The sequence below is a fragment of the Rhodococcus tukisamuensis NBRC 100609 genome (assembly GCF_001894985.1).
Classification (GTDB): Bacteria; Actinomycetota; Actinomycetes; order Mycobacteriales; family Mycobacteriaceae; genus Rhodococcus_G; species Rhodococcus_G tukisamuensis.
This window is the reverse complement of record NZ_BCXG01000004.1, coordinates 184340-204622: the sequence shown is the minus strand read 5'-3', so window position 1 is coordinate 204622 and position 20283 is coordinate 184340. Positions and strand designations below refer to the sequence as shown.

The 20283-nt window shown below is 71.1% G+C and carries 16 protein-coding genes; 10 read left to right on the top strand and 6 right to left on the bottom strand.

All coding sequences use genetic code 11. From position 1 onward, the window contains the following. The first annotated feature begins 30 nt into the window (after positions 1-30). Both RT2_RS06330 and RT2_RS06325 read left to right on the top strand, forming a co-directional pair. A complete protein-coding gene (locus RT2_RS06330) occupies positions 31-1206 on the top strand; it encodes a M20 family metallopeptidase (protein ID WP_072843685.1) in 1176 nt (391 codons plus the stop codon). After that, positions 1203-2363: a M20 family metallopeptidase gene (locus tag RT2_RS06325; protein WP_072843684.1), complete on the top strand. Its 1161-nt coding sequence runs from the start codon at positions 1203-1205 to the stop codon at positions 2361-2363. The genes RT2_RS06330 and RT2_RS06325 overlap by 4 nt, the downstream gene beginning before the upstream one ends. Positions 2364-2414: 51 nt before the next feature. Here the strand turns inward: RT2_RS06325 and RT2_RS06320 are convergent, their stop codons facing one another. Further along, on the bottom strand, positions 2415-2888 hold the full coding sequence (locus tag RT2_RS06320) for a gamma-glutamylcyclotransferase family protein (RefSeq protein ID WP_072843683.1): 474 nt from the start codon (positions 2886-2888) through the stop codon (positions 2415-2417). Positions 2889-3050: 162 nt separating this feature from the next. On the opposite strand from RT2_RS06320, the gene RT2_RS06315 reads away from it, so the two are divergent. The 3 genes from RT2_RS06315 to RT2_RS26190 all read left to right on the top strand — a co-directional run bounded on the left by RT2_RS06315 (position 3051) and on the right by RT2_RS26190 (position 6849). Then, complete coding sequence (locus RT2_RS06315; protein WP_072843682.1) at positions 3051-4454, top strand: NAD(P)H-quinone dehydrogenase; 1404 nt, start codon at positions 3051-3053, stop codon at positions 4452-4454. A 187-nt stretch (positions 4455-4641) separates the two neighbouring features. After that, positions 4642-5817: an aminotransferase-like domain-containing protein gene (locus tag RT2_RS06310; RefSeq protein WP_072843681.1), complete on the top strand. Its 1176-nt coding sequence runs from the start codon at positions 4642-4644 to the stop codon at positions 5815-5817. Positions 5818-6168: 351 nt separating this feature from the next. Continuing rightward, on the top strand, positions 6169-6849 hold the full coding sequence (locus RT2_RS26190; protein ID WP_072843680.1) for a type II toxin-antitoxin system prevent-host-death family antitoxin: 681 nt from the start codon (positions 6169-6171) through the stop codon (positions 6847-6849). A 13-nt stretch (positions 6850-6862) separates the two neighbouring features. Here the strand turns inward: RT2_RS26190 and glpK are convergent, their stop codons facing one another. Further along, positions 6863-8359 (bottom strand): glycerol kinase GlpK, encoded by a 1497-nt coding sequence (gene glpK, locus RT2_RS06300; protein WP_255312514.1) that lies wholly within the window; start codon positions 8357-8359, stop codon positions 6863-6865. Positions 8360-8414: 55 nt separating this feature from the next. On the opposite strand from glpK, the gene glpD reads away from it, so the two are divergent. Beyond that, complete coding sequence (gene glpD / locus RT2_RS06295; protein WP_072843679.1) at positions 8415-10163, top strand: glycerol-3-phosphate dehydrogenase; 1749 nt, start codon at positions 8415-8417, stop codon at positions 10161-10163. A gap of 13 nt (positions 10164-10176) precedes the next feature. On the opposite strand, the gene RT2_RS06290 is transcribed toward glpD, so the two are convergent. Together RT2_RS06290 and RT2_RS06285 are read right to left on the bottom strand one after the other, a co-directional pair. Further along, positions 10177-10671 carry a hypothetical protein gene (locus tag RT2_RS06290; protein ID WP_072843678.1) on the bottom strand — a complete coding sequence of 165 codons (495 nt, stop codon included), beginning with the start codon at positions 10669-10671 and terminating at the stop codon, positions 10177-10179. A gap of 283 nt (positions 10672-10954) precedes the next feature. Further along, entirely contained in the window at positions 10955-11674 is a 720-nt protein-coding gene (locus RT2_RS06285; protein WP_245709411.1) for a TetR family transcriptional regulator, read from the bottom strand. Positions 11675-11702: 28 nt separating this feature from the next. Between RT2_RS06285 and RT2_RS06280 the strand changes: the two genes are divergently transcribed. From RT2_RS06280 to RT2_RS06265, 4 genes are all read left to right on the top strand, one after another. Beyond that, positions 11703-12470: an SDR family NAD(P)-dependent oxidoreductase gene (locus RT2_RS06280; protein ID WP_072843803.1), complete on the top strand. Its 768-nt coding sequence runs from the start codon at positions 11703-11705 to the stop codon at positions 12468-12470. Between the two features lie 90 nt (positions 12471-12560). Beyond that, on the top strand, positions 12561-13145 hold the full coding sequence (locus RT2_RS06275; protein ID WP_072843677.1) for a TetR/AcrR family transcriptional regulator: 585 nt from the start codon (positions 12561-12563) through the stop codon (positions 13143-13145). A gap of 83 nt (positions 13146-13228) precedes the next feature. Next, the gene (locus RT2_RS06270; RefSeq protein ID WP_072843676.1) at positions 13229-13594 is read left to right on the top strand and encodes a PadR family transcriptional regulator; all 366 of its coding nucleotides are present in this window, start codon (positions 13229-13231) and stop codon (positions 13592-13594) included. Continuing rightward, the gene (locus RT2_RS06265) at positions 13594-14940 is read left to right on the top strand and encodes a permease prefix domain 1-containing protein (protein ID WP_072843802.1); all 1347 of its coding nucleotides are present in this window, start codon (positions 13594-13596) and stop codon (positions 14938-14940) included. The genes RT2_RS06270 and RT2_RS06265 overlap by 1 nt, the downstream gene beginning before the upstream one ends. A gap of 7 nt (positions 14941-14947) precedes the next feature. On the opposite strand, the gene RT2_RS06260 is transcribed toward RT2_RS06265, so the two are convergent. Together RT2_RS06260 and RT2_RS06255 are read right to left on the bottom strand one after the other, a co-directional pair. Continuing rightward, entirely contained in the window at positions 14948-15736 is a 789-nt protein-coding gene (locus tag RT2_RS06260; RefSeq protein ID WP_072843675.1) for a DNA-formamidopyrimidine glycosylase family protein, read from the bottom strand. Between the two features lie 2 nt (positions 15737-15738). Continuing rightward, complete coding sequence (locus RT2_RS06255; protein WP_217635612.1) at positions 15739-20268, bottom strand: ATP-dependent helicase; 4530 nt, start codon at positions 20266-20268, stop codon at positions 15739-15741. Positions 20269-20283 lie beyond the last annotated feature (15 nt).

The following is a 20283-nucleotide window of genomic DNA, read 5'->3' as shown; positions in this document are numbered from 1 at the left end:
CGTGGCGGCGGAGAGTGAGAGACTGACCGTGTGAACTCGGAAGTGGACGATGCGATCGCCTCGGCGAAGACCGACCTGATCGCGCTGTCGCATTCGATCCACGCGGACCCGGAGCTCGCGTTCGAGGAGCACCGCAGCGCCGCGAAGACCGCGGAGTTGCTCGCCCAGCACGGTTTCGAGGTCGAGTCCGGGGTCGCGGGGCTGCCGACCGCCTTCAGTGCCAGTTTCGGCAGCGGCGAGCTCGTGATCGGGATCTGCGCCGAGTACGACGCACTGCCGGAGATCGGACATGCCTGCGGGCACAACATCATCGCCGCGTCCGCGGTCGGTGCGGGACTGGCGCTCGCACCGCTCGCGGACCGGCTCGGCATCACCGTGCGAGTGCTCGGCACCCCGGCCGAGGAGAGCGGTGGTGGGAAGGTGCTGATGCTCGAGCGGGGGGTGTTCGACCCGCTCGGGGCGGCGATGATGGTCCACCCCGGACCGGAGGACATCGCCGGCGCCACCTCCCTGGCCATGGCCGATCTCGCCGTCACCTTCAGCGGTCGTGAGTCGCACGCCTCGGCCGCTCCGGAACTGGGCCGCAACGCGGCCGACGCGGCGACGGTCGCCCAGGTGGGCGTCGGGCTGCTCCGCCAGCACCTCTATGCGGGCCAGCAGTTGCACGGCATCGTCAGCGACGGCGGCATCGCGCCGAACATCGTGCCCGCGCACGTGGAGATGCTGTACTACTTGCGGGCCCGCAGCGTCGAGTCGCTGGGCAACCTCAGCGAGCGGGTGCTGGCCTGCTTCGCCGCGGGGGCGCTCGCGGCGGGCTGTACGCACGAGATCCGCACCGTCTCACCGGACTACGCCGAGCTGGTGCCGGATCCCTGGATGGTGCAGGCCTACCGTGAACTGATCGAGGAGATGGGGCGCAGTCCGCTGGCCCCGATGTGGGAAGGGCTGCGTCCGTTGGGAAGTACCGACATGGGAAACGTGACACACGTACTGCCGGGCATTCACCCGGTGATCGGCCTCGAGTCCGGCGGCGCCGCCACCCACCAGCCTGCCTTCGCGGCGGCCTGCGTGACGGCGTCCGCGGATCTGGCCGTCCTGGACGGCGCACGGGCCCTGGCTGGGACCGCCGTCGCGGTGGCCTCGGACCCGGCGCAGCGACAGCGACTGCTCGAGGGCGTCGAGCGTCGCCGGGCGGGCCGACAGTGAGCGAGTGGCTCGACCGGTGGGTCGCCGAACACGAGACCGACCTGTCGCTGTGGCGCAGGCACATTCATGCCAACCCGGAACTTGCGCGCCGTGAGTTCGCGACCACGGAGTTCGTCGCCACGCGACTGCTCGCGGCCGGGCTGGCCCCGCAGGTGCTGCCCGGCGGCACCGGGCTGACCTGTGACCTGGGTCCGGAGACCGGTCCGCGGATCGCGCTGCGCGCGGACATGGACGCGCTGCCCATGCAGGAGGACACCGGACTGCCGTTCGCGTCCGCGGTGCCCGGTGTCTCGCACGCGTGCGGTCACGACGCGCACACCACCATCCTGCTGGGCGCCGGCCTCGCGCTGGCGCAGGCGCCGGAACTGCCGGTGGGGGTGCGGCTGGTGTTCCAGCCCGCCGAGGAGGTGATGCCGGGCGGCGCGCTCGACGTCATCGCCGCGGGCGCGATGGACGGTGTGTCCAGAATCTTTGCGCTGCACTGCGACCCGCGTCTCGAGGCGGGCAAGGTCGGGGTGCGGCTCGGCGCGATCACCTCGGCCGCGGACACGGTCGAGCTGGTGCTGGACTCGCCGGGCGGACACACCTCCCGGCCGCACCTGACCACCGACCTGGTGTACGCACTGGGCACGGTCATCACCGGCCTGCCGGGCCTGCTGAGCCGGCGGATCGACCCACGCACCGGCACCGTGATGGTGTGGGGCGCGGTGAGCGCGGGGCAGGCGCCGAACGCCATCCCGCGGTCGGGCCGGTTGGTCGGCACCGTGCGGACCGGCGACCACGAGACGTGGGCGCTGCTCGAGCCGATGGTCCGGGAGATCGTGGACGGGCTGCTCGCGCCGACCGGCGTGCGGTACGAGCTGAACTACCGCCGCGGGGTGCCGCCGGTGGTCAACGACGTGGTGTCCACGCGGATGGTCGAGCAGGCGGTCGCCACGCTCGGCCCTGACGCGCTCTCGGACACCCCGCAGTCCGGCGGCGGCGAGGACTTCTCCTGGTACCTCGAGGAGGTGCCGGGCGCGATGGCGCGGCTCGGTGTCTGGTCCGGGGTCGGTGACTGCCTCGACATCCACCAGCCGACCTTCGACCTGGACGAGCGCGCGCTCGCGGTCGGCGTTCGGGTGCTGGCGAATCTGGTGCTGGCCGACGCCGGGTAGGCGGGGCGGGCGGAGCAGACGGGCGGGCCGGCGGCCGGTCGGGGCGGGGCGTCAGCCGGAGAAGCCGGGCGTGCCGGGCCCGACGTTGCGGCTGTTGCGGGTGCGCAGGTCGCGGACGTAGTCGGCGGGGGCGCCCGCGATCTCCGCGGCGTCGGCCATCACACCCAGGTAGCGGGCCGAGGGCAGTCCGCCCTCGTAGGCGTCCAGCACGTAGAGCCAGGCGAGTACCGGTTCGCCCCCGGTGTCGACGCGCAGCCGGATCTTGCGGTGCATCCCGAACTCGGAGCCCTCCCACCGGTCGAGGCTGGCCTCGTCCTCGTCGGGGACGTCGTAGAGCACGACGAAGACCTTGGAGTCGGCGTCCTCGACGACGGTCGCGAGGGCGCCCTCCCAGCCGATGTCGCCGCCGCTGAAGGTCAGCCGCCACCCGTGCAGCCAGCCCGTTCCCGCCATCGGCGAGTGCGGGCAGCGTTCGAGCATCTGTTCCGGATGCATGTTGGATCCGTAGGCGGCATAGATCGGCACGACAAAAGCCTAAACCGTCGGATCACCGCCGCGAACCGGACATGGCGGTTTCGTGTGTGCGGCCCCACTCGAACGTGGGCCAGCGTGCGTGAGCGATGCCCGGTGCAATAGCGTGGACTCACCGAAAAAGTGTGTGATGTGCTGCCGAAACATGGAGGACAGATGACCCGGATCGTGATCATTGGTGGCGGGCCGGCCGGCTACGAGGCTGCGTTGGTGGCCGCGCAGCACGGGGCCGGTGTGACGCTGATCGACTCGGACGGACTCGGTGGCGCCTGCGTGCTGTGGGACTGCGTGCCGTCGAAGACCTTCATCGCGTCCACCGGCGTGCGCACCGACATGCGTAAGGCCACCGACCTCGGCATCACCCTCGACATCACCCAGGCGACGATCTCGCTGCCCCAGATCAACTCGCGGGTCAAGTCCCTGGCCCAGGCCCAGTCCTCGGACATCCGAGACCGGCTCCAGACCGTGGGGGTGGAACTGCTCGCCGGCACGGCGGAGATCGTCGACTCGGTGATCGGGATGGCCGCTCACCAGGTCAAGGCCACTCTCGCGGACGGCAGCGAGCGACTCTTCGACGCCGAGGTGGTGCTCATCGCCACCGGCGCCTCGCCGCGGGTGCTGCCCGGCGCGCAGCCCGACGGCGAGCGGATCCTCAACTGGCGTCAGCTCTACGACCTCGAGGCGCTGCCCGAGCACCTGGTGGTGGTCGGTTCCGGCGTCACGGGCGCCGAGTTCGTCTCCGCGTACACCGAGATGGGCGTGCACGTCACGATGGTCTCGAGTCGTGACCGGGTGCTGCCGCACGAGGACGAGGACGCGGCGCTCGTGCTCGAGGAGGCACTCTCCGAGCGGGGTGTGACGCTGGTCAAGCATGCTCGCGCGGACGTCGTCGAGCGGACCGCGGACGGCGTCGTGGTGCGACTGTCCGACGGGCGCACCGTCGAGGGCAGCCATGCGCTGATGACGGTCGGGTCGACGCCGAACACCTCCGGGCTCGGGCTCGAGAAGGTGGGCATCGAACTGGACCGCGGCGGATACCTGCGGGTCGACCGGGTCTCGCGCACCACGGTGTCCGGGATCTACGCGGCTGGCGACTGCACCGGCCTGCTGCCGCTGGCCTCGGTCGCGGCCATGCAGGGGCGCATCGCGATGTACCACGCGCTCGGCGAGGGCGTGACGCCGATCAAGCTCAAGACGGTGGCGTCGGCGGTGTTCACCCGGCCGGAGATTGCGACGGTCGGTGTCAGCCAGGCCGCCATCGATGCCGGTGAGGTACCCGCGCGGACCGTGATGTTGCCGCTGAACACCAACCCGCGCGCCAAGATGTCGGGTCTGCGTCGCGGTTTCGTGAAGATCTTCTGCCGCCCGGCCACCGGTGTGGTGATCGGCGGCGTGGTGGTCGCTCCCACCGCCTCCGAGCTGATCCTCCCGCTGACGATCGCGGTGCAGCACAACCTGTCGGTCAACGACCTGGCGCAGACGTTCTCGGTGTACCCCTCGCTGGCGGGGTCGATCACCGAGGCCGCGCGCCAGTTGATGCGCCACGACGACCTCGACTGAGCTCCGAGTGGGACCCCACGAGAGCGCCGTGTCTCAAAATATGAGACTTGGTGTTCATATGGTGGATTTATCTGTGGAATAGTGGCGGGGTGGCCGGCACGACCGGCCCCTCGCCGCCCCCGCCCCGCAGATCCGGGACGACCAGGTGTTCCTGCCTTGTCCGTGCTGTCTGCCCCCGGGAGTTCCCATGTCGCTCGTGCTCGCCCGACGAATGCGCGCACTGCGCAGTTCCGCCATCCGTGACCTGCTCACCGTGACCGCGCGTCCCGACGTGATCAGCCTTGCCGGAGGCCTTCCGGACCCGGAACTCGTTCCGCGGGAACGGATCCGCGAGTCGGCCGACCGTGCGCTGAGCACCTCGGGGTCGGTGCAGTACACCGAGACCGCGGGCTGGTTCGGGCTGCGCGAGGTGGTGGCCGACCGGGAGAGCGTGGCCCGGCCCACCGCGGTGGACCCGCAGCGGGTGGTGATCACCCACGGTTCGCAGCAGGCGTTGAGCCTGTTGGCGCAGGTTCTGCTCGACCCCGGCGCCACCGTCGTGGTCGAGGAGCCGGCCTACACCGGCGCGCTGCAGGTGTTCCGGACGGCGGAGGCGAGGGTCCTGACCGTGCCGTTGGACGCGGACGGGATGTGCACCGATCGCCTCGAAGAGCTGCTGGCGTCGGGGGAGCGGCCGGTGCTCGTGCACACGGTGAGCAACTTCCACAATCCGCGCGGGGTGACCCTGTCCTCGGTCCGGCGTGGCCGGCTCGCCGCACTGGCCGAGCGTTACGGCTTCTGGGTGATCGAGGACGACCCGTACGGCGAGATCTGGTTTGGCGGACCGCCGCCGCAACCTGTTGCCGCGCATTCGGATCGGGTGATCCGGTTGTCGAGTGTGTCGAAGGTCCTGGCGCCGTCGTTGCGGGTCGGCTGGCTGTGCGCACCGGCCGAGATCTGCGCGGCGGTGGAACTGGTGAAGCAGGGCGCCGACCTGTGCGGCTCGAGCCTGACCCAGCAGGTCGCGGCGGAACTGCTGGCCGACGGGCCGTGGCTGGCCGCGCACCTGACGAGGATCAGGGCCGAGTACGGGCTCCGGGCGACCGCCCTCAGCGACGCGGTGGCCGCACGGTTCGGGGACACGGTCGACGCGACCGCCGTCGGCGGCGGGATGTTCAGCTGGCTGGGGTTCCGGGACGGCACCGACACCGGCCGGCTGCTGGCCGCCGCGGTCGAACGCCAGGTCGCCTTCGTGCCGGGCCCCGCGTTCGCGGTCGACGACGGCCACCGGCACAGCCTCCGCCTGTGCTTCACGACGAACGGCCCGGACACGCTGCGTGAGGCCGTCGCCCGGTTGGGTGACGCGCACCAAGCGCTGACCTGAGCCGCCCGGCGTCGCGAGCGCGCGCCGGAGGGGCGGTGGGCGGCGGCCGGGGCCGAGAAAACACCATGCGACACCGAACTCGAAAGGTACGACGCGCCGCTTCGGTACGACGCGCCGAATCGGTACCGAATCCGCGTTTTGTACGTACTCGGCGTGTCGTACCTTTTCGGATTCGATCAGTCTGTTGCTCTCGGGCTCTCGGGCTCTCGGGCTCTCGGGCTCTCGGGCTCTCGGGCTCTCGGGCTCTCGGGCTCTCGGGCTCTCGGGCTCTCGACTCCCGCTTCGGTGCGGGCCCCGGCCGGGACCTGATCCGAGCCCGCACCTGTCGGTGTCCGCTCCTACGATCCCGACATGAAGTCGATGACGGCGACATTCGGGCAGGCACGAGCGGAACTGCGAGACCTGGTCTCGCGGGTGGCCTACGGGGGTCAGCGGATCACGATCACCAGGAACGGGACTCCGGCGGCGGCCCTGGTGTCCATCGAGGATCTCCGGCTGCTCGACACGATGACCGCGGACGGCGGGCAGGCGACGGCACTCGCGGACCCGGATGAGTCCGCCACGATGCGAGCGAGCCTGCAGGAGGTCTGGGACTCCGTCACGCGGTACTGGCCGGCCGCGAGGTGGTGGCCCGGCTTCGAACTGAACGGGGCCTACGAGCAGGTGAGAATGCCGTGGGATTCCCGTCCGGGGGTCGTCCTGGAGTTCGTCCCGGGCGAGACGGTCCTCATGGTCTGGGGTTGGCGTGACGACTCGGGCGGCCCGCGCATCGAGGTTCGCTTCGACTTCGAAGTGGTCGGTCCGGCCGGGGACGCCGACGAAGTCGGGGACTCCGACGAAATCGGGTGCTCCGACGAAATCGGGTGTGCACAGGAATCCGGGGACGCCGGCACCGACGAGCGGGTCACGGTGCGGATCACGCAGACGGGGCCGGGGCCGGCCGCGGACTACTGGCGCGAGCGACTGCAGACGTGGCGGGCGGAGGTTGAGCGCACCGCCGGGCCTGATCTGGCCCGACCCCGCCCGGCATAGGCTCCGGCCGTCGTCAGTCGACCCAGTCGTAGGTGCGCTCGACCGCCTTGTTCCACTCCCGGTACAGGCGATCGCGTTCGGCGGCCGGCATCGCGGGTGTCCAGGTCTGCCCGACCTCCCAGTTGTTGCGGATGTCGTCCTCCCCGGACCAGAATCCCACCGCCAACCCGGCCGCGTAGGCGGCGCCGAGCGCGGTGGTCTCGTTCACCACCGGCCGGATCACCGGGACGTCGAGGATGTCCGACTGGAACTGCATCAGCGTCTGGTTGAGCACCATGCCGCCGTCCACCTTGAGTTCGGTCAGCGCCACCCCGGAGTCCGCGACGCAGGCCTCGATCACCTCGCGGGTCTGGAACGCGGTGGCCTCGAGCGCGGCCCGCGCGAGGTGCCCCTTGTTGACGAAGCGGGTGAGCCCCACGATCGCACCGCGCGCGTCGGGTCGCCAGCGCGGGGCGAACAACCCGGAAAAGGCCGGCACGAAGTAGGCGCCGCCGTTGTCCGGAACCGTGGTCGCCAGCACCTCGACCTCCTTGGCGGAGTTGATGATTCCGAGGTTGTCGCGCAGCCACTGCACCAGCGACCCGGTGACCGCCACCGAGCCCTCCAGGGCGTACACGGCCGGCGCGGCGCCGATTCGGTAGCAGAGCGTGGTCAGCAGGCCGTGCTCGCTGAACACTGGTGTGGTGCCGGTGTTGAGCAGCAGGAAGTTACCGGTGCCGTACGTGTTCTTGGCCTCGCCCGGGCGTAGGCAGGCCTGCCCGAACATCGCGGCCTGCTGGTCGCCCAGGATTCCCGCGATGGGTACGCCCGCGAGGATCCCGCGCGGGCGGACCTCGCCGTACTTCTCGGAGGAGCTGTGGATCTGCGGCAGCATCGAGGTCGGGATGCGGAGGTCGGCGCAGATCTGCTCGTCCCACGACAGGGTCTGCAGGTCCATCAGCATGGTGCGTGAGGCGTTGGTCACGTCGGTGATGTGCAGCCCGCCGTCGATGCCGCCGGTGAGGTTCCACAGGATCCAGCTGTCCATGGTGCCGAAGCAGAGTTCGCCGGCCTCGGCGCGCTCGCGCACGCCCTCGACGTTGTCGAGGATCCAGCGGACCTTCGGTCCGGAGAAATAGGTCGACAGCGGCAGCCCGACGATGGAGCGGTAGCGGTCCGCGCCGGCGTCGCCGGCGAGTTCGGTACACAGTTCGTCGGTGCGGGTGTCCTGCCAGACGATGGCGTTGTACACGGGTTTTCCGGTGTTCCGGTCCCAGACGACGGTGGTCTCGCGCTGGTTGGTGATGCCCACCGCGGCGATGTCGTGGCGGGTCAGATCCTTCTTGGAGAGGGCGGCCGCCGTCACCTCCCGGACGGCCTGCCAGATCTCCGTCGGGTCGTGTTCGACCCAGCCGGCGCGCGGGAAGATCTGCTGGTGTTCCTGCTGGGCCGAGGTGACCACCCGGCCTGCGTGATCGAAGATCATGCAGCGGCTCGAGGTGGTGCCCTGGTCGATGGCGGCGACATACACGGCTCGAAACTACTAGCCTGGGTCCGAATCCGCCGTCAACACACAGGAGCCCGCGTTGAGCACACAGCCGGGAACACAGTTTCTTCTCAGTCCGAGCCAGCGTCAGGAGGCCTGGGACCGGCTCGGGTCCGAGCAGTTCGACGTCGTCGTGGTCGGCGGTGGAGTGGTCGGCGCAGGCGTGGCACTCGACGCCGCCACCCGCGGCCTCCGCGTGGCGCTGGTCGAGGCCCGCGACTTCGCGTCCGGGACGTCGTCCCGGTCGTCGAAGATGTTCCACGGCGGCCTGCGTTACCTCGAGCAGCTCGAGTTCGGCCTGGTGCGAGAGGCGTTGCGCGAGCGCGAGCTGTCGTTGACGACGCTGGCCCCGCACCTGGTCAAGCCGCTCGAGTTCCTGTTCCCGCTCACCCATCGGGTGTGGGAGCGGCCCTACATCGCGGCCGGCATCTTCCTGTACGACCAGATGGGCGGCGCCAAGTCGGTACCCGCCCAGAAGCACCTGACCCGGTCCGGTGCGCTGCGAATGTCGCCCGGGCTCAAGCGCTCCGCGCTGATCGGCGGTATCCGCTACTTCGACACCGTGGTCGACGACGCCCGGCACACCATGACGGTGGCCCGGACGGCGGCGCACTACGGCGCGGTGGTCCGCACCTCGACGCAGGTGGTCGGCTTCCTCCGTGAGGCGGACCGGGTTTCCGGTGTGCGGGTACGGGATTCGGAGAACGGGCAGGCCACCGAGGTGCGCGGCCACGTGGTGGTCAACGCCACCGGCGTGTGGACCGACGAGATCCAGGCGCTGTCGAACCAGCGCGGGCGGTTCCGGGTGCGGGCGAGCAAGGGTGTGCACATCGTGGTGCCCCGCGACCGGGTGGTCAGCGAGGCGGCGATCATCCTGCGTACCGAGAAGTCGGTGCTGTTCGTGATCCCGTGGGGTGGGCACTGGATCATCGGCACCACCGACACCGACTGGAACCTCGACCTCGCGCATCCGGCCGCCACGAAGGCGGACATCGACTACATCCTCGGCCAGGTGAACAAGGTGCTGGTCACCCCGCTCACCCACGACGACATCGACGGTGTGTACGCCGGGCTGCGGCCGCTGCTGGCGGGCGAGAGCGACGAGACCTCGAAGCTCTCGCGTGAGCACGCGGTGGCACGGGTGGCGCCGGGCCTGGTGGCCATCGCGGGCGGCAAGTACACCACCTACCGGGTGATGGCCGAGGACGCCGTCGACCTGGCCGCCGAGGACGTCCCGGCGCGGGTGGCCTCCTCGATCACCGAGAAGGTGCCGCTGGTCGGCGCGGACGGCTACTTCGCACTGGTGAACCAGACCGTGCAGGTCGGCGAGCAGTACGGGCTGCACCCGTACCGGGTCAAGCACCTGCTCGACCGGTACGGTTCGCTGATCCACGAGGTGCTGGAGCTCGCGGAGGAGGCGCCCGAACTGCTGGCGCCCATCACCGATGCGCCCGACTACCTCCAGGTGGAGGCCGTGTACGCGGCGGCCGCGGAGGGGGCACTGCATCTCGAGGACATCCTGGCGCGGCGCACCCGCATCTCGATCGAGTACCCGCACCGCGGCGTGAACTGCGCCGAGCAGGTCGCCAACCTGGTGGCGCCGGTGCTGGGCTGGGACGAGGCGACCGTGGACCGGGAGGTCGAGACGTACCGGGCGCGGGTGGAGGCGGAGGTGCATTCTCAGGCCCAGCCCGACGACACGTCGGCGGACGCGCTGCGGGCGGCGGCCCCCGAGGCGCGCGCGGAGATTCTCGAGCCGGTGCGGTCCGCGGCGCAGCCCGGAGACTAGGTCGTCCGGACTGTCAGTGGGTCAGCAGCAGCTTGACCGCGACGACGACCATGGCGATCAGGGCCAGCCCGATGGAGGCGGCCAGGGTGCCCCGGTTGGGTCGTTCGCCGCGCAGCCGCGTGATGATGTAGGTGATGCCGGCGATGCGGGTGACGACCCAGATCTCGGCGAGCATCAGTGCGGTACGCAGGTCGATCCATCCCAACGCGCCGAGGCCCACCAGCGCGGCGGGGATCACGGCGGAGGTGAGTACCGGCACCGAGTCGCGCAGCTCGGCCAGGCGTTCCATCTTCGTCAGCGGTCGCCCGGAGCGGGTGCTGCGCCCGACGGACTCGGCGAAGGCGTGCGCGACGAAGGTCGACAGCCCGGTGCCGATGATGGTCAGCCCCGCGTGCACCACGCTGGTGTTGTGCAGTGGCACGAGTGCGGCCAGGATCAGCACGTTGCCGTAGACGTATGCGCTGACTCGGCTGGCGTAGTCCTCGGCGGACAGGGGCGTGCGCGGCATGCATTACAGCTTGGCATGTTCCAGCTCGGGGCACGCGCACAGCCCGGGTCGGCACGGCTCGTCAGTGCGTGCGCACGACGCTTCGGGGCGCCGAGCGGGCGAGGTGGCCGGAGATCGCCATGACGAGCAGGGCGACGACGGCGAGGGGTGCGGTGAACATCTCGAGCCTTCCCGTGCGGGAGTTTCCCGGACCGGTTCCACCCTGCCGCCTCCACCCGTGACGCACATCGGCGTCAGGTGTGAACTCGCTGAGAAGGCGGTGGTCCGTAAGTCGGAGGCCGCGTCATCCCTGAGGCGTACGCACACCCGCAGCCGCGACGCCGGCGGTCAGGGTGCGGATGCACCGGACGGCGATGTCCGCGGGGCTCGGTCCGGACTCCTCGCCCGCGGCGGCGTCGCCGGTCCCGGCCCAGGTCTGGACGGCCAGGCGCATCGCGGTGTTGCCCGCCACCGCGAGCAGTCGGACCTCGAGCGGGTCCGCGCCGGGGCCGAGTCGCTCGCCGAGCACCGACACCAGCGACTCCTCGGCGTCGTGCACCACCCGGAACCACACCGACTCGAGGGCCGGGTCGCCCGGCACGGCGCGCAGCAGCGCGCGGGTCAGGCGCAGCCCGTCCACGCCGAACCGGTCGGTGCGGGTCAGGGTGCGACGGGCGGACGACTCGAGCGCGGCGACGGCAGTGAGCTCGCGGGGAGCGGCCGCCAGGTCGGCGATCCAGCCGCTGACGCCGCCGGCGAGCAGCGGCGTGACCGCCTCCTCCTTCGTGCGGAAGTAGCGGTAGAACGTGCGCAGCCCGATGCCCGCAGCGGCCGCGATCTCGTCCGCGGTGACCGCCGCGGTGCCACGCTCGGCGAACAGTTCGGCGGCGCAGCGGGCGATTTCCAGCTGGGTCTGGGCCTTGCGTCGCTCGGTGAGTGAGCGGGGGACTTGCGCAGTGGGGTCCGCCATGCACACCATCATGGCACGTTGTGCCATCTTGGCGTAGCTTGCAGTCAAGGGCATGTTGACCACACGAGAAGGAGTGCAGGACATGAATCGATTCGAAGGCCGCAAGGTGCTGATCACCGGTGCCGGCTCGGGCATCGGGCAGGCGACGGTCGCCCGGATCCTCGCCGAGGGCGGCATCGTCGCCGCCGCGGACGTGTCCGAGGACGGGCTGGCCCTGACCCGTCAGCGCGCCGAGGAGGCGGGCGTCGCGGACCGGCTGAGCACGGTCGTCGCGGACATCTCCGACGAGAACTCGGTGCGGGACGCGCTCGGTGGCGCGATCGCCGAGCTCGGCGGCCTGCAGGTGCTCGTCAACGCCGCCGGCATCCTGCGGTCCTCGCACACCGCGGAGACCACGCTGGACTTCTGGAACACCATGATCGGGGTCAACCTGACCGGCACCTTCCTGGTCACGCGGGAGGCACTGCCCGCGCTGCTCGAGTCCGGCAAGGGCGTGGTGGTGAACTTCAGCTCCACCTCCGCGTCCTTCGCGCACCCGTACATGGCGGCCTACGCGGCCACCAAGGGCGGCATTCGGTCCTTCACCCACGCCATCGCCCTCGAGTACGCCAAGCAGGGTCTGCGCGCGGTCGCCGTGGAGCCCGGCTCCATCGCCTCGGGCATGACCAGCAACCCGGGATTTCCGGAGGAGGGCGTCGACCCCAGCCTGATCGGCAAGCTGTACCCGTGGATCGGCGAGGGCTTCGCGCCGCCGGAGGACGTCGCGGGCGTCGTCGCGATGCTCGCCTCCGACGACGCAAAGTTCGTCACCGGCACCGAGATCCGGATCGACGGCGGCACCCACATGTGACGCAGGCGCCTTCGGCGCTCGGGCGCGGTTCACGGGTCTGTGGACCCGTGAACCGCGCACGAGCAGCGGAGCTGCCTAGACTTTGCGGCGATGACCAGTGACCGCCCCGGCCTCGACCTGCGCCGCCTGCAGCGACGGATGCGGCTGCTCGAGGTCGGGGTGGATCTGCTCGGTGCCGGTGACGGTCCGGCCGTGAGCGTCCGCGCCGCCTGCCGGGCGGCCGGTGTCACCGAGCGCTACTTCTACGAGAGCTTCGCCGACCGCGACACCTACATCCGAGAGGTGTACGCGGAGGTCGGCGAGCAGGCCCGTGCCGCCCTGGTGACCGCGGTTTCCGGCGCCGAGACCCCGACGGAGACCGCCGAACTCGCGGTGCGCGCGTTCGTGGCCCTCGTCCTCGACCACCCCGAAGCCGGCCGGGTTCTGCTGCTGGCGCCGCTGCGGGACCCCGCGCTGGGCGGACGCGGCCTGGATTTGGCCCCGAGTTTCGTTGTGCTGGTCCAGGATCAGCTGCGCGGCGTTGCCGATCCCGACGAACGCGCCCTGCGGGCGCTCGGTCTCGTCGGCGCCCTGACGAGCCTTTTCATCGGCTACCTCGACGGCACCGTCACCGTGCCCCGGGAGCGGCTGATCCGGCACTGCCTCGATCTGCTCGACCGAGCGGCCCGCCCGTGACCGACGTCGGTTCGCCTGTCCCTGGCGCTCATACCTAGAGCTGCTAGGGTTCATGGCTAGCAGATCTAGGTATGGGAGGTGCTGTGCACATCGACAAGGATCTGGTGGCAGCCTCGGCGACACTGCTCGTGCTGGGCATCCTGGTGGACGGCGAGTCGTACGGGTACGCCATCCTCAAGCGGGTCCACGACCTGTCCAAGGGACAGATCCAGTGGACGGACGGGATGCTGTACCCGTTGCTGCATCGCCTGGAGCGGTCCGGGTACGTCTCGGCGTCGTGGGGAACCTCGGACGCCGGGCGCCGGCGCAAGCACTACGCGATCACCGAGGCGGGCCGCGGCGTGCTCGCCGAGCGGCGCGGCCAGTGGGACGTCGTCGCGGACGCGCTGAACCAGGTGTGGCGCAGCGCGCAGTTGCCACCGTCCGCCGTCGCGCAGGGGTGGTCGTGATGGCCGACGCCGCACTGGAGTCCCAGATCGGCCAGTGGCGCGGCTACGTCGAACGGCATCGCGTGATCTCGTCCGCGGACGTCGACGAGATGGAAGACCATCTGCGCGACCGGATCTCGGACCTCGCCGCCGCCGGACTGGCCGACGACGAGGCCTTCCTCGTCGCGGTCAAACGGATGGGCAGTGTGGACGCCATCTCCCGCGAGTTCGCCCGGGAGCATTCCGAACGCCTCTGGAAGCAGTTGGTGCTCGTCCAGGCGGAGACCGGCACGAGCACGCACCCGCCCCGTCGTGAACTGTTCGTCGTTCTCGCACTCGCCCTCTGTGCGGGTGCAACCCTCGAGCTGGCGCGGTGGGCGGAACTGGACGACAACGTCTTCGCGCGCAACGTCAGCGTGTTCATCCTGCCGTTCCTCGCGGGCTACTTCGCGTGGAAGCGCCGTGTGAGCGCCCGGGTTGCGGCCGCGCTCGCGGTGCCGTTCGCGGGGGCCGCGCTGGTGCTGAACCTCTTTCCGTTCGATCCGGAGGGGTCGACCGAGATCATCGCCGCGATCCACGTACCGGTCGTGCTGTGGTTCGCCGTCGGACTGGCGTACGTCGGCGGCGAGTGGCGCTCCGACCGCAGACGGATGGACTTCATCCGGTTCACCGGCGAATGGGTCGTGTACCTGACGCTCCTCGCGCTCGGCGGCGGCGTCCTCATCGGGCTGACGGTCGGCGCTTTCACCTCGCTCGGCACCGACATGGAGTGGGTGATCGAGGACTGGGTACTGCCGTTCGGCGCGGCCGGTGCCGTCATTGTCGCGGCGTGGCTCGTCGAGGCGAAGCAGAGCGTGGTGGAGAACATCGCGCCCGTCCTGACCCGCGTGTTCACGCCGATCACGATCGTGATGCTGCTCGTCCTGCTCGCCGCCTTCGCGGTGGACGGCAACGTCGGTGACGTCGACCGGAACCTGCTGATCCTGATGGATCTGATCCTCGTGGTCGTGCTGGGACTGGTGCTGTACGCGACGTCGGCGCGGGACCCGCTGGCGCCGCCGGACCTGTTCGACCGACTCCAGTTGGTGCTCGTCGTCAGTGCGCTGGCGGTCGACCTGATGATGTTGGCGGCGATGCTGACCCGGATCGCGGAGTTCGGTTTCACACCGAACAAGGTGGTCGCACTGGGACTGAACCTCGTCCTGCTCGTGAACCTCGTGTGGTCTGCCCGCCTGCTGCTCGGATTCGTCCGCGGCCGAAGCGGATTCGAGGCGACCGAACGCTGGCAGACCCGCTACCTGCCCGTATTCGGGGCGTGGGCGGTACTGGTCGTCTTGCTGGTGCCACCGCTCTTCGACTTCGTGTGAGCGCGGGTCAGGTCCGGGCGGGCTGACAGCTGGCGCACCAGAAGATCTGCCGCTCCGGCGCCGCGTCGTCGCCGAGAGGTCCCGACTCGACCAGGGTGCCGCAGCGCAGGCACTGCCTGCCGGCACGGCCGTACACCCACGTGGTCCGGCCGCGGCGCCGGTCGCCGGTGGTGACGCGGACGGTGCGGTCCCGGTTCGCCACCAGCAGTCGGTGCGCGAGCTCGGCCCAATCGAGGAGTTCGCCGGCGGCGGCCACCGGGGTCGCGGGATGCACGCCGCGCAGGAAGCACAGTTCGTTGCGGTAGACGTTGCCGACACCGGCCATCGCCCGTTGGTCGAGCAGCGCCAGGCCGATCGGCCGGCCCGGGTCCGCCGCCAGGTTCGCCGCGGCGCGGCCGGCGTCCCAGTCGGGGCCGAGCAGGTCCGGGCCGAGGTGCCCGACCACGCCGGCCTCGTCGGCCCGGGGGACGACCTCGACGATCCCGAGCTGGAATCCGACCGCCAGAAAATCGTCGGTGCCCAGCAGTACCCGGGCCTGCCAGCCGGGCCGTCGCCACCGCGTGCCCGCCGGGTAGACGTGCCAGGCGCCCTCCATCTTCAGGTGGGTGTGCACCGCGGCGTCGCCGATCCGGATCAACAGGTGCTTGCCGCGGCTGAGCACCTCCTCGACCGGTCCCGGCGTCAGGTCCACCGTCGCGTACCGCGGCACCCGGAAGTCGCTGACCGTCAGCGCCTTCCCGGCCAGCGCGGTGCGCAGCCGGGCCGCGGCCTGCCAGACGGTGTCACCTTCGGGCACGGTCAGCCCCGCGCGTAGGAGGTCCGTTTGCGCAGCCCGCGCGGGGTGGCGGAGAACCCGGCCTCGACCAGGGCGGGGGAGAGCCCGCTGGTGTGCACCGACTCGCCGTCCACCTTCTCGATGACGATCTTCTCGACGCCGCCCCCGTCCACCAGGTCGGCCAGCGCGATCGCGGCGGTGTGCAGGTCACCGGGGTCCGCGGTGAAGGTGAGCATCGTCTTGCCGCCCCGCTCGACGTACAGCGCGAGCTCGCCACCGACCAACACGACCAGGGCGCCCGCCTTGCGTCCTGGCCGGTGCCCGCCGTCGACGGTGGGCCAGGGCAGCGCCGCGCCGAACGGGTTCGCCGGGTCGGTCGACGCCAGCGCCACCGCGGTGCGCGCAGGCTCGGCGACCGTGCCGTCGCCGTATCCGCGCAGTCGGTCCACCACCTCGGAGGTCGAGAACTGGGCGGCGCCGAGGGTGTTCACGAAGTAGCCGCGGCGGCACCGGCCACTGTCCTCGAACCCGCGCAGCACCTTGTACATCAGGGCGAAGCCGCCGGGCACGGACTCGGCCACGACCGAACCCCGGGTGAGGACCCCGTATCGCTCGAGCAACAGGTCGGCGCGGGCGTGGGCCCGGACGGTCGGGTCGGCCTCGAGTTCCGGCAGGATCGACCAGCGTCCGGCCACCGTCGGGGGTCCGGTCCGGGTGGGCAGCGTGGGTCGCGCGAGCGCGCGGTATGGGCGGGCCCGTGGGGTTCGGCGCGGCGCCCGGTGGCTGGGGGTGGACCGGGTGGTGCCCGACATCAGCGCGCGCAGCGGGGCGAACGAGTCGCCGCTCACCTGTCCCGACCACACCAGTTCCCACAGCGTGGCCACGAGGGACTCGTCGTCCGTGGACCCGACCTGATCGGCGAGGTTTCGGAAGAAGAAGGCGCCGCCCGAGCCGAGCACGTCGAGAATCGCGCGGGCCTGCTCGGACAGCTGGGTGGAGTCCGCCGGCGTCAGTGTCAGCGGCGCCGCGTCGGCGGGATGCAGGCGCACCCAGCCGTCGCTGCCGGAGATCTGCCCCGCGCCCGACCACAGCACCTCGCCGGTGGTGGTGAGCTCGTCGAGCATCGCCGGCTGGTAGTCGCGCACCCGCGACCGCAGCACCGTCGACTCCCAGGCCGAGGCCGGGATCGGTACGCCCGCAAGCTGTTCGATCACCGCCGCGACGCCGTCGATACCGCGCAGGCCGCCGCCCACGTGCTGCCAGTCGGGCAGGAATCGGCCCAGCGCCGCCGGTTCGACCGGCTCGACGTCCCGCCGCGCGGCGGCCAACGAGCGGCGCCGCAGCCGGCGCAGCACCTCGGCGTCACACCACTCGCTGCCCGACTCCGCGGGCCGGAACTCGCCCTCGACGACGCGCTTGTCGACGGCGAGCCGGCGCAGCACGTCCCGCACGACGGAGGTGCCGAGCCCGAACCGGGCGGCGGCGTCGGCGAGCGTGAAGGGGCCGTGGCTGCGCGCGTACCGGCCGACCAGGTCGCCGAGCGGGTCCAGGGCCGGCTCTATGAACGCGGCGGGCGTCCCGATCGGCAGCGGCACCCCGAGGGCGTCACGCATCCGGCTGGCGTCCTCGATCGCCACCCACCACCGGCGGCCCGCGAAGGCGACCCGCATGACGCGTTTGCGGGTTTCCAGTTCGGCCAGCCACTCCCGCGGCTCGGCGACAGCCCGCGCCGAGATCTCCTCCGTGGTGAGGGGCCCGAGCAGGCGCAGCAGGTCGGCCACGCCCTCCGCGTCCCTCGCCTTGCGGTCGGGGACCAGGCGCTGCAGTTCGCGTTCGGTGAGGTCGATGACATCCGCGTCGAGCAGTTCGCGCAGCTCCACCCGGCCGAGCAGTTCGGCGAGCAGGGTCGAGTCCAGCGACAGTGCGGCGGCGCGGCGTTCGGCGAGCGGGCTGTCGCCCTCGTACATGAACGCGCCGACGTAGTCGAAGAGCAGCGCGCCGGCGAACGGGGAGGGCGAGGCGGTCTCCACCTCGACCAGCCGGATCTGCTTGCGGCCGACGGCGTCGAACAGCCGGGTCAGCGAGGGCAGGTCGTACACGTCCTGCAGGCATTCGCGCACCGTCTCGAGCAGGATCGGGAAGGTCGGGAACTTGCGGGCCACGTCGAGCAGCTGCGCGGACCGCTGTCGCTGCTGCCAAAGCGGCGCCCGCTTGCCGGGGTTGCGACGCGGCAGCAACAGGGCACGGGCCGCGCACTCGCGGAACCGGGACGCGAACAGGGCGGAGTGGCCGACCTGTTCGGTGACGATGTCCTCGATCTCGTCGCGGTCGAAGACGAACAGGTCCACGCCGGGCGGCGCGTCCTCGGTGTCCGGCAGCCGGACGATGATGCCGTCGTCGGATGCCGTTGGCGTGGAGTCGATCCCGTAGCGATCCTGCAGTCGGGCACCGACCGCCAGCGCCCACGGCGCGTGCACCGGCAGCCCGTACGGCGAGTGCAGCACCAGTCGCCAGTCGCCGAGCTCGTCACGGAACCGCTCCAGCACCAGGGTCCGGTCCGTGGGCACCTGGCCGGTCGCGGTCCGTTGCTCCTCGACCAGCGCCAGCAGATTGGTGGTGGCGTTGGTGTCCAGGCCCTGGTCGGTGAGGCGGGTGCGCAGGTCGCCGGCGTCGCCGAGCGACATCTCGCGCAGGAACTCGCCGAGCGCAGCACCGAGTTCGGCGGGCCGGCCGAGGCCGTCGCCGTGCCAGAACGGAAGCCGGCCGGGCAGTCCGTACGCGGGGCTGACCAGGACCCGGTCGTGAGTGATCTCCTCGATACGCCAGCTGGTGGCGCCGAGCGCAAAGACGTCGCCGACGCGGGACTCGTAGACCATCTCCTCGTCGAGTTCGCCGACCCTGGACTGTTTCTCGCCGACCATGTAGACGGTGAACAGGCCGCGGTCCGGGATGGCGCCGCCGGAGGTGACGGCGAGGCGCTGCGAGCCGGGCCGACCGGTGAGCACGTCGGCGTCGCGGTCCCACACGAGCCGCGGGCGCAACTCGGCGAACTCGTCGGAGGGGTACCGACCCGCGAGCAGGTCGAGGGTGGCGTCGAAGGCCGAGCGCGGCAGGGCGGCGAAACTCCCGGTGCGCCGGACCACGTCGAACCAGACACCCGCGTCGAGCGGGTCGAGCGCGCAGGCGGCGACGGTGTGCTGGGCGAGGATGTCGAGCGGGTTGGCCGGCACCGCGAGCGATTCGATCTTGCCCGCGGTCATCCGCTCGACGGTGACCGCGCAGTGGATCAGGTCGGTCCGGTGCTTGGGGAAGAGCACCCCGCGGGAGATCTCGCCGACCTGGTGCCCGGCCCGGCCGACCCGCTGCAGTCCGCTGGCCACCGAGGGCGGCGCCTCGACCTGGACGACCAGGTCGACCGCGCCCATGTCGATGCCGAGTTCGAGGCTGCTGGTCGCGACCACGCAGCGCAGTCGCCCCGACTTGAGGTCGTCCTCGATGATCGCCCGCTGGTCCTTGCTCACCGAGCCGTGGTGGGCGCGGGCCAGCAGCGGGTCCGCGCCGTGGTTCACCTCGGTGGGGGCGCCGATCTGCGCCGCTGGCCGGTGGACGGTGTCGACGGGGGCGCCGAGCCGCTCGGCGTAGACCTCGTTGAGCCGGGCGGTGAGCCGCTCGGCGAGTCGGCGCGAGTTTGCGAACACGATCGACGAGGAGTGCTCCAGGACCAGGTCGACGATCTGTTCCTCCACGTGCGGCCAGATCGAGCCCTGTTGTGGCGCAGGAGAGTTCGAGTCGTCGGATGCTGCCGTGACCCCGAGCTCCGTCATGTCCTCGACCGGTACCCGCACCGTCAGGTCGAAGGTCTTCGGTGCGGGTGGGCACACGATGTGTACCGGCGCCGCGCCGGCCAGGAACCGCGCGACCTCCTCGTGCGGCCGGACGGTGGCGGAGAGCCCGATTCGCTGGGCCGGACGCTCGAGCAGCATGTCGAGCCGTTCGAGCGAGAGAGCGAGATGCGCACCGCGTTTGGTCGCCGCGACGGCGTGCACCTCGTCGACGATGACGGTCCGCACGGTGGCGAGCGATTCGCGGGCCGCCGAGGTGAGCATCAGGAACAGTGACTCGGGGGTGGTGATGAGGATGTCGGGGGGCGTGCGGACCAGGGCGCGGCGGTCCGCGGGCGTGGTGTCGCCGGAGCGGACGCCGACGGTGATCTCCGGCGGCGCCAGCCCGAGTCGTTTCGCGGTCTGGGTGATCCCGACCAGCGGTGCGCGCAGGTTGCGTTCGACGTCGACAGCGAGGGCCTTGAGCGGCGAGATGTACAGGACCGTGGTGCCCGGTGGACGCTTCTCGTCGTGCGGACGGGTGGCGAGCTGGTCGAGTGCCCACAGGAAGGCGGAGAGGGTCTTTCCGGATCCGGTCGGGGCCACGACCAGCGCATGTGAGCCGTCCGCGATCGCCTCCCAGGCCCCCAGTTGGGCGGCGGTGGGTGCGGGGAAGGCGCCGGCGAACCACTCCCGGGTGGGGGCGGAGAACCTGCCGAGCACCGTGTCCATGGTGTCCATAGTGCC